The sequence below is a fragment of the Cellulophaga omnivescoria genome, from assembly GCF_027915275.1.
GTDB lineage: Bacteria > Bacteroidota > Bacteroidia > Flavobacteriales > Flavobacteriaceae > Cellulophaga > Cellulophaga omnivescoria.
Map to the genome: position 1 here is coordinate 1,137,717 of NZ_CP115819.1, position 9,784 is coordinate 1,147,500.

Genomic DNA, 9,784 nt, shown 5'->3' on the forward strand with positions numbered 1-9,784 from the left:
AACATTAGTTGAATTATATAAACCAAAAAAAATGAAAACCCTATTTTTTACAATCCTACTTGTTGTTTCTAGTTATGCAACTGCACAAGAACTAAATAGTAATATTATAAATGCTTTAGAAAGTGACAATGTTACCGAACTTAAAAAACACATAGCTACTAAAGAAATTAATAATTGCTTTAAGTTTGAAGAGTCTGAATACACTTTGTTAACACTTTCTATAAAACTAAACTCAAAATCTTGTTTTACAGAATTAATAAAACAAAATGCTAACGTAGACAAAACATGCAACAATAAAACACCTTTTATGTATACTGCAAAGTACAACAGGTTGGCAATGGCAAAAGAACTTGTTAAAGCAGGTGCAGAGATTACACTTAGAAACAATGATAAACAATCTGCTTTAGATTTTGCTAAAAAATATAGAAATAAAGACATTATAGATTATATAAAATCTTTTAATAAGTAAATCACTAAGGCAATATTTAACTAAAAACACTATGCGAAAATTACTTTTTAACCTTGGCTTTATGCTTGCCATAAGTGCTATAAGTGCACAAGAAGCATACAAATTTACAGATGTTATAGATTTAGACGCAACACCTGTTATTAGCCAAGGTGTAACAGGTACTTGTTGGAGCTTTTCTACTTCTTCATTTTTAGAATCGGAAATTATTAGACTTACAGGTAAGCAAATAGATTTGTCTGAGATGTATACCGTGCGCAATACATATCCTAAAAAGGCAGAAAATTTTGTAATGAGGCAAGGCAAAGCTCAATTTAGCCAAGGCGGATTAGCACATGACGTTATAAATTCTGTAAAAAACTACGGTTTAGTGCCGCAAGAAGCTTACAATGGTCTTTTAGAAAACAGATCAAATCATAATCACACAGAATTAGTTGCTGTGCTAGAAGCTATGGTAAAAACCTATGCAGACAATCCTGCTGGAGAGTTAAGCCAAAATTGGTCTAAAGCCGTAAATGCTGTTTTAGATGTGTATTTAGGAGCAAATAAAACGTCTTTTACATACCAAGGAAAAGAGTACACACCTCTTTCATTTTTAAAAATGACTAAAATTGTACCAGAAGACTATGTTACAATTACATCGTTTACACACGCACCATTTTATAGTTCGTTTATATTAAATATACCAGACAACTGGAGTAACGGTAGTATGCACAACGTTACCTTAGACGAAATGATACACACTATAGACAATGCTCTAGAAAACGGTTTTACAGTAGAACTAGATTGCGATGTTAGCGAGCCTACATTTTCATCTATACACGGAGTTGCTGTAGTGCCTGCAAATTACGAAAACAACAAAAAAGCACTAGAAGGCATTTACCCAGAGCTAAAAGTTACACAAACTTACAGACAAAACGAGTTTGAAAACTTTACAACTACAGATGATCACTTAATGCACATAACAGGTACAGTAAAAGACCAAAACGGAACAAAATACTACAAAGTAAAAAACAGTTGGGGTACAGACCCTAACAGAACAACACATAATGGTTATGTGTATTTTAGTGAAGCTTATATGCGACTAAAAGCAATAAGCGTTATGGTACATAAAGATGCATTACCAAAAGACTTAACTAAAAAAATAAAATTATAAGTAAAACATACTATTAGTGCATACCTAAATATAAAGGGCAAATCTTGTACCTTTGTAGCAATGTATGCACTAGTAGATTGTAACAACTTTTATGCCTCCTGTGAGCGGGTTTTTAACCCAAGCTTACAAGGTAAACCTATTGCAATTTTAAGTAATAATGATGGCTGTGTAATCTCTAGAAGTGACGAAGCTAAATTACTAGGCCTGCCAATGGGAGCACCTGCATTTAAGTATAAAAGCTTTTTTACAGCTAATAAAGTTCAGGTTTTTTCATCAAATTATTCATTATACGGCGATATGAGCAGTCGAGTAATGAGCATACTTCAACAATTTTCTCCAGATGTAGAAGTATACAGTATTGATGAAGCTTTTATGCAGTTTAAAGGCTTTGACAATTATAATTTTACTACCTATGGAACAGAAATAAGAGACCGTGTTTTAAAATGGACTGGCATACCTACCTGCGTTGGTATTGCTCCAACAAAAGCGCTTAGCAAAGTAGCAAACAAAATTGCACGTAAATTTCCTAAACAAACAAATGGCACTTATGTTATTGATACTGAAGAAAAACGTATAAAAGCTTTAAAATGGATAAAGCTTGAGGACGTTTGGGGAATTGGAAGAAGGCTTCACAAACGCTTAGCCATTAAAAATTGTAAAACAGCATTAGACTTTGTTAACCTACCTGACGATTGGGTGCGCAAAAACTTTTCTATAACCGAGTGGCGACTAAAAAAAGATTTGGAAGGCATACCTACTTTGGATCTAGAAATTAAAGAGAATAAAAAATCTATAGCAACTACCAGAAGTTTTGAGCATACTTTTTCTGACATAGAAAATATAAAAGAACGTATATCTACTTTTGCCACCAGTTGTGCAGAAAAATTACGTAAACAAAACTCTAGTTGTCATATGGTAGTTGTTTTATTAAGTAGCGATAAACATAAGCAAGACACAGAACAACATAGAGGAACTTTTAACGTAAATATGTCTTACCCAACAGATTCTAGCCTAGCAATTAGCAACGCAGCTATAAAAGCTATAGAACACATATATAAACCCGGTATTAACTACAAGCGCGCTGGTGTTATTGTTACTGGTTTAGTACCCACAAATAATCACCAACTGCATTTATTTACCGCAGAAAACCCAAAGCACAAGCCTTTAATGAAAGCTATAGATAAATTAAATTTTAAATATGGTGATCAAAAACTAAAAATAGCGAATCAAGATTTGGAACGTACTTGGAAAATGAAACAAGAACATTTATCTCCTAAGTACACTACTAGTTTTAACGATATTATAAAAGTAAAATAAGCGTGATAAAAAATACAAATCTTACTTTTTTCTCTGTTGATAGCTCTGCGAGTAGCTCTACTATTTTTATAGACACAGGTATTTCTGCTGGCTTTCCGTCTCCGGCTGATGACTTTAAAGAGAATAGAATTAGCTTAGACAAAGAATTAATTAAAAACCCCGAAGCAACATTTTTTGCAAGAGTAAGTGGTGAATCTATGATTGGCGCTGGTTTAGAAAATAATGATTTATTAGTTATAGACCGAAGTTTAGAACCAGCACATAACAAAATTGCTGTTTGTTATTTAGATGGTGAGTTTACTGTAAAAAGATTAAAAGTTGAAAATAATTTAGTTTGGTTACAACCAGAAAACCCCAATTACAAACCCATACAAATTACTGAAGAAAACAACTTTATAATTTGGGGCATTGTTACCAATGTAATAAAAAAAGTATAAGAGCAAAAAAGCGCAAAGTTTACACTTTACGCTTTACATTTATTACAGATACTAACTCCAATAATAAAATAAATATTATATAATACACATTACTATAATGCGCTGTGTTTCTTTTAAATACGCTTAAAACATATACTTTAGATGTATCAAATGTAAGAAAATTCATTTAAACGTATATAAATTAACGTATTTTCTTACAAAATAAAGTGTTGTTATTATAAAATATCACATTTTAACAGCAAGACATAAAAAAACGTGAAGTATTTAGCTTCACGTTTATATTTATTTAGTAGAGTTAGTTATACTTAATCCGCTAGTACAATAACCTTATTATCTTTCATTTCTATAGTACCACTATTTATGGGTAAAACAGTTTCTCCGTTAGAACCTTTAGAGAATTTATCCTCAAAAGCTTCATCTATAGATACATTTCCTTGAATCTTAACTGTACCTTGCTGTAATAATGATACAATTGGCGCGTGATTAGATAACATTTGAAAATCTCCATTTATACCAGGTACAGTAACAGAAACAACTTCTCCTGCAAATAATGTAGCTTCTGGTGATACAATTTCTAAATACATAATTATAAAAGTATTAAGTAGTTAATATTACGTGCTAAGCATTACTTAACACGTAATATTATGTATTATTTATGCTTCAGCAAGCATTTTTTCTCCTGCTTCGATAGCTTCTTCAATAGTACCTTTAAGGTTAAATGCAGATTCTGGTAAGTGATCTAATTCACCATCCATAATCATATTAAATCCTTTAATAGTATCCTTAATATCTACTAAAACACCTTTAAGACCTGTAAATTGCTCTGCTACGTGGAAAGGCTGAGATAAGAAACGTTGTACACGTCTTGCTCTACCAACTGCCATTTTATCTTCCTCAGATAATTCTTCCATACCAAGGATGGCAATAATATCTTGTAATTCTTTATAACGTTGTAATAACTCTTTTACACGTTGTGCACAAGAGTAATGATCTTTTCCTAAAATTTCTGGAGCTAAGATTCTAGAAGTAGAATCTAAAGGATCTACCGCTGGGTAAATACCTAACTCTGCAATTTTACGAGACAATACTGTTGTTGCATCTAAGTGAGCAAAGGTAGTTGCCGGTGCTGGATCCGTTAAATCATCCGCAGGAACGTAAACTGCCTGTACAGATGTAATAGAACCTCTTTTTGTTGATGTAATACGCTCTTGCATAGCACCCATTTCAGTTGCTAATGTTGGTTGGTAACCTACCGCAGATGGCATACGTCCTAAAAGTGCAGACACCTCTGAACCAGCTTGTGTAAAACGGAAAATGTTATCTACGAAGAAAAGTACATCTTTACCTTGACCCTCACCAGCTCCATCACGGAAATATTCTGCAATTGTTAAACCAGATAATGCAACACGTGCACGTGCTCCTGGTGGTTCATTCATTTGTCCAAAAACAAACGTTGCTTTAGAATCTTTCATTACAGATTTATCAACTTTAGATAAATCCCAACCGCCTTCTTCCATAGAGTGCATAAAGTCATCTCCGTACTTAATAATACCAGACTCTAACATTTCACGTAGTAAATCGTTACCCTCACGAGTACGCTCACCTACACCAGCAAATACAGAAAGTCCACCGTGACCTTTTGCAATGTTGTTAATTAATTCCTGAATTAATACTGTTTTACCTACTCCGGCACCTCCAAATAATCCAATCTTACCACCTTTTGCATAAGGCTCAATAAGGTCAATTACTTTAATACCTGTAAATAATACTTCTGTAGAAGTAGATAAGTCTTCAAATTTTGGTGCCTCTCTGTGGATTGGCAAACCGTCTTTACCAGATTTTGGTAAATTTCCAAGACCATCAATAGCGTCTCCAATTACATTAAATAAACGTCCGTAAACGTCATCTCCAACTGGCATTTGTATAGCGCTTCCTGTTGCATTAACCTCTGCTCCACGACTTAAACCATCAGAAGAATCCATAGATATAGTTCTTACTGTGTTCTCACCAATGTGCGATTGTACTTCCAAAACCAAAACAGAACCATCCGCTTTTTTAATTTCTAATGAATCATAAATTTTTGGAAGATCTACCCCTGCTTGGAACTCCACATCTATAACTGGGCCAATAATTTGGGAAACTTTACCTGTAACTTTAGACATTGCTATCAGTATTTATTTATATATAATTTTTTTTGTTTTTAAAAAACATAAAACCCTGTAATACAGACCCTGTGTTTTTCAGGGTGCAAAGATAAGTTTTTCAAATTTAAATAAAAACTACTTTTTATTGTTTTTTTAACTTATCTAAAACCTTTTAATTCTTATCAAGGTTTTATTAAAAAAGCGCCCTAAAAAATAAGGCGCTTTTTTATTCATTTAAATTTTATTTCTTATTGTAATGAAGGAGAAAAAGTTGTTGGGTAATTAGCTGCTTTTGCTAATGTTTTAGATGCCACAAAATTAGAGCCATAAGTAGCGTCAATAGCTTCTAAAAATTTATTTGCCATTAAGGCATAACCTCTAGATGTTAAGTGTATACCATCTAAACTAACTAAACCGCCAAAAACTAAATCTGTATTCATAGTATAATCATCAAAAGTAACACCCGTTTCTGATGCTTGAGAAAGAACCGAGTTTAAATCTACCAAAGCTAAACCCTTAGAAGATACTACAGTTGCTATTGCAGCATTGTACGCATCAGTTGCAGCATTTATAGATGCTAATTCACTAGCCACTAAAACCCATTTATCTCCTAATGGAACAGATACACCGTTTACCATAGTAGGGTCATTATTAACTCGTGTACCAATAAAAGATGATGCTGGTAAAACTAACAAATCTTCTGCTGTTGCGTGTCTGTAACTAGGTAATCCAAATGCAGACAAATCTGTTAAATCCTCATCTTCTATAACAACCGCATTAGAAGAAGATGCAACAAAATTTATTGTACGTGCATCTGCCTCCTCTTGGTCTATTTGTCCAATTGTAACCATTGTTTGCAAACCACCATTATACTGTGCATAACCATTATTTACTTGCGTAGCAGTTGCCTCATCCATAGGTAATGGGTTGTGAGGCACTGTTGTAAAATGTGGTAAGCTTGTAATATATGGTACATTAGCAACTGCTCCTTGCGCTCCATTAGCCGTAAGTGCGTCTACCATACCTGTTAATGCCACTTGAAAAAGTCCTGGGTCTGTAATATCATTTGGGCCATATGTAGTGGCATCAGGGTTTCCTGTTTGATCTACTCCAGATCCGCCAGAAACTGCAAAGCCTAAAACATCATTACCTCCAACTTCAGATAAAGTAAAAAAAGTAGGACTTTGTGCTACTGCTAACTCTAATACACTTGCATCTGGCGTGCTTCCTGTCATCCTAACAAAATAAGGATTGGCCGCACCAGCAGATAAATTTGATATATTACCGTATCCGTTTGCCAACAAATGGAAACTTTTAGCTCCAGGAACACCCATATTTTGAAAAGGCCCTGTTGGATTATTTAAAAGCACATCCGTTGTAACTGTTACAGAACGGCCAATGGCAGTTTCTAATGGCACTGGTCCAGCACCACCAAATACTAATCTCGGATCTGCAATTCTATCTCCATTTAATGCTAAACCTCCAAAGTTATCATTTGTTAGTGGCTGACTAAATGCAGAACTACCACCTGCAATTGCAAATTTTTGAGATAGTATGTTTGGGAAAGACATTTCTTGTGTTGCTTTAAAAAGAGCTCCATCTGTGTAACCAGCGGTAAAAGAAGCACCTACCGAAATGTAGTTAGTAAAATCTGCCGATCCTGCTGTTAATTCTGGTAATTGCTCTTCCATCATTGTAGACGAATCATCATCATCACTACAAGAAGAAAATGCTACCATTGCGGCTACTAGCCATATATATTTAGTTTTCATATTTAAATCTTATAAGTTATTAATTGTCCAAGAAACATAGTATTGAGATCCTACATAACCTGTTCCAAAAGCTGTAAAATACTCATCACCTAATAAGTTAGATGCACCAACTTTAAAATTAGATTTTAAACTTGGAACAGTAAAGTTAACCTGAGCATCTAACACGCTAAAAGAAGGTACTTGCCCATCTCCAAATGATGCTTCCCAGAAATAAGAATCACTCCATCTGTAAGCTATATTAAAACCTATATTCTCAAATAAATCTGTTTTACCAAAGTTTGCTTTAAACTTATGCTCTGGAGTATTAAAATTTGTTCTAAAATCTGGATTTGCTTCTTGATCAAAATCTAATTTAGAATAGGTATAGTTTGCTCCTAAATCAAAGCCTCCTAAAATCTTAGTATCTAAACCTAATGTAGCTCCATAAGAATTTACATTAGCTTCAGAATTAGTGTATGTTTGGTATGCTTGATAATCTCCGTTAGCCAATGCCAAAACAGACAAACTATTATCTCCTGCCTCTCCGTAATACGTAGAAACTACTGTTTCATTAGATAAGAAATCTTTATAAATGTTATAATATCCACTTAAATCTATAACCACATCACTAACTTTACCTCTATATCCTAACTCAAAAGAAGTTACTTGTTCTGGTTTTGCCAGATTAGAGTTAGCTACTTTTAAATCTGCAGGGTTTCCTGAAGCTCCAAAAGCCTGTAATGAACTTGCTAAATAAGAATTATTGTAAGCACCATCTCCAGATTTCTCTATAGTTGCAGGCTGACCAAGATTATCTTGCGCCTCTTGACTAACACCGTATGTTCTAACATCTCTTTCCAAGTTATCTTTAGCTCCCCCAATTAAAATAGCTCTACCTACATCTAAACCAATATATAAATCTTGCGTGGTTGGATTTCTAAATCCTGTTTGAAAAGAAGCTCTTAAATTATGATTTTTATTTTCACCTAAAGTATAACCAGCAGCTAATCTAGGAGAAAAGAACCCATCAAATAATTCAGACTTATCATAACGTAATGACCCCGTTAATTTCAATCGATCTTCTAATAATTTTTTTTGTATTTGAGTATACACACCAAACTCTGAATATCTAATTGGCCCATCATTATCTGTATAAATGGTACCAGAAGAATTTAACTCATATGTTCTTGTAGATCCTCCTACTTGAATATCAGCAAAATCAATTACTTCTGAAAAATTATAGTTTGCATCTGCATGATAAATTTTTGAATTGTCCTGAAATTTAGAACCTGAACTTAAATCGGGATCATTTATACTTCTTTCATATGCTGCTTGAAACTCTGGTGTACCTGGTAAATATCTTCCAGATTCTGCTTGAGCTCTTGCTGCTGCATGCGCTTGGTCTGATGTAGCTCCTCCCAAAGTACTTAAAACATACGTACCAACATACTCTCCAAACCATTGCTGATCAGATTTCCAAGCCCTATTGATATTAATACCTGTAAATACCATATCATAAGAATCACCTGCTTTATCTTCAGTCATATACCCTCTTAAGAAAAAATTGTCATTCTTAATCTCAATTTTATGTTGTTGCAAAAAGAAATCATCAATAGCATATCTGTTTGCTCCTTGATAAATTGTAGAACCAGAACCTACTTTACCAACATAAGAAATTTCAAAATCATTTTCCCAAGGTCTATAGTAAAGTCCCCAATCCGCTTTAATACTCTCTGCATTATAATCTGTCAAATACTTTTCATTATAACCAGTTCTACTCACATTAACACTTGGCACTAATGCCTCAGCTCCTGCAGGCAAAATTGTTTGACCTGTTTCAGGGTCTATCGTTTTTGTGAGTATCTGTGCAACGCTAAACATATTTTGACTTACCTCATCTCCATAAACGTTAACTCCATCATAATCTAAATCATCCCTTGTAAAGCCTCTAAATAGTTTATCAGTTTCATTATCGGCACCCCAATCTGTACCGTTTAAATATCCAAAGTTAACTTTACCGGCAAACTTGTCACTAAATTTATAGGCAGCTCTAATACCAAAATCTGTATAAGTATTATCCCCAGAAACCTCCTGAGATGTTACCCCCCTTTTTATATAAGCACTAATACCCTGAAAATCGAAAGGATTTTTACTTCTCATAAATAAAATACCATTAAAAGCATTTGCACCATATAAAGCAGATGCAGCACCCGGTAAAAGTTCAACACTCAATACATCAGTCTCAGTCATCCCTAATAAATTACCTAAAGGAAAGTTCAAGGCTGGAGCGGCATTATCCATTTGATCTACCATTTGCATAAACCTAGTGTTAGCGAATGTTGCAAATCCTCTAGTATTAATAGACTTAAATGTTAAACTGTTAGTGTTTATATCTACCCCTTTCAAATTTTCCAAACCATCATAAAAGTCTGATGAAGCAGTATTTTTAATATCCTTTAACCCAAAACGTTCTACTGAAACTGGTGATTCAAAAATACGTTCGGGCGTTCTAG

Annotated in this window: 8 protein-coding genes (1 of these 8 running past the window's edge); 4 read left to right on the plus strand and 4 right to left on the minus strand. The window is 33.9% G+C overall.

All coding sequences use genetic code 11. The features are described from left to right. Positions 1-31 precede the first annotated feature (31 nt). From PBN93_RS05100 to PBN93_RS05115, 4 genes are read left to right on the plus strand one after another with little or no spacing between them, the layout of a single operon-like run. On the plus strand, positions 32-469 hold the full coding sequence (locus PBN93_RS05100) for an ankyrin repeat domain-containing protein (protein WP_077407363.1): 438 nt from the start codon (positions 32-34) through the stop codon (positions 467-469). A 31-nt stretch (positions 470-500) separates the two neighbouring features. After that, a complete protein-coding gene (locus PBN93_RS05105) occupies positions 501-1,622 on the plus strand; it encodes a C1 family peptidase (RefSeq protein ID WP_077407366.1) in 1,122 nt (373 codons plus the stop codon). A gap of 60 nt (positions 1,623-1,682) precedes the next feature. Next, positions 1,683-2,939 (plus strand): Y-family DNA polymerase, encoded by a 1,257-nt coding sequence (locus PBN93_RS05110; protein WP_077407369.1) that lies wholly within the window; start codon positions 1,683-1,685, stop codon positions 2,937-2,939. A 2-nt stretch (positions 2,940-2,941) separates the two neighbouring features. After that, positions 2,942-3,376 carry a LexA family protein gene (locus tag PBN93_RS05115; protein ID WP_077407372.1) on the plus strand — a complete coding sequence of 145 codons (435 nt, stop codon included), beginning with the start codon at positions 2,942-2,944 and terminating at the stop codon, positions 3,374-3,376. Between the two features lie 305 nt (positions 3,377-3,681). Here PBN93_RS05115 and PBN93_RS05120 read toward each other — a convergent pair whose 3' ends face one another. The 4 genes from PBN93_RS05120 to PBN93_RS05135 all read right to left on the minus strand — a co-directional run. Beyond that, positions 3,682-3,960 (minus strand): F0F1 ATP synthase subunit epsilon, encoded by a 279-nt coding sequence (locus PBN93_RS05120; RefSeq protein WP_077407375.1) that lies wholly within the window; start codon positions 3,958-3,960, stop codon positions 3,682-3,684. A gap of 69 nt (positions 3,961-4,029) precedes the next feature. Beyond that, positions 4,030-5,538 (minus strand): F0F1 ATP synthase subunit beta, encoded by a 1,509-nt coding sequence (atpD, locus tag PBN93_RS05125; protein ID WP_077407377.1) that lies wholly within the window; start codon positions 5,536-5,538, stop codon positions 4,030-4,032. Between the two features lie 230 nt (positions 5,539-5,768). Next, positions 5,769-7,292, minus strand: coding sequence for an SGNH/GDSL hydrolase family protein (locus PBN93_RS05130; RefSeq protein WP_271081618.1), 1,524 nt, complete (start codon positions 7,290-7,292; stop codon positions 5,769-5,771). Between the two features lie 9 nt (positions 7,293-7,301). Next, positions 7,302-9,784 carry the 3' portion of a TonB-dependent receptor gene (locus PBN93_RS05135; RefSeq protein ID WP_077407382.1) on the minus strand. 322 nt of this gene lie beyond the right edge of the window, so the window shows 2,483 of its 2,805 coding nt (coding positions 323-2,805); its start codon lies beyond the right edge, outside the window; its stop codon occupies positions 7,302-7,304.

What these genes read in the sequence shown, in the direction of transcription:
- PBN93_RS05100 (WP_077407363.1), top strand. Translation starts at nt 32, where the DNA reads ATGAAAACCCTATTTTTTACAATCCTACTTGTTGTTTCTAGTTATGCA.
- PBN93_RS05105 (WP_077407366.1), top strand. Translation starts at nt 501, where the DNA reads ATGCGAAAATTACTTTTTAACCTTGGCTTTATGCTTGCCATAAGTGCT.
- PBN93_RS05110 (WP_077407369.1), top strand. Translation starts at nt 1,683, where the DNA reads ATGTATGCACTAGTAGATTGTAACAACTTTTATGCCTCCTGTGAGCGG.
- PBN93_RS05120 (WP_077407375.1), bottom strand. Translation starts at nt 3,960, where the DNA reads ATGTATTTAGAAATTGTATCACCAGAAGCTACATTATTTGCAGGAGAA.
- atpD (WP_077407377.1), bottom strand. Translation starts at nt 5,538, where the DNA reads ATGTCTAAAGTTACAGGTAAAGTTTCCCAAATTATTGGCCCAGTTATA.
- PBN93_RS05130 (WP_271081618.1), bottom strand. Translation starts at nt 7,292, where the DNA reads ATGAAAACTAAATATATATGGCTAGTAGCCGCAATGGTAGCATTTTCT.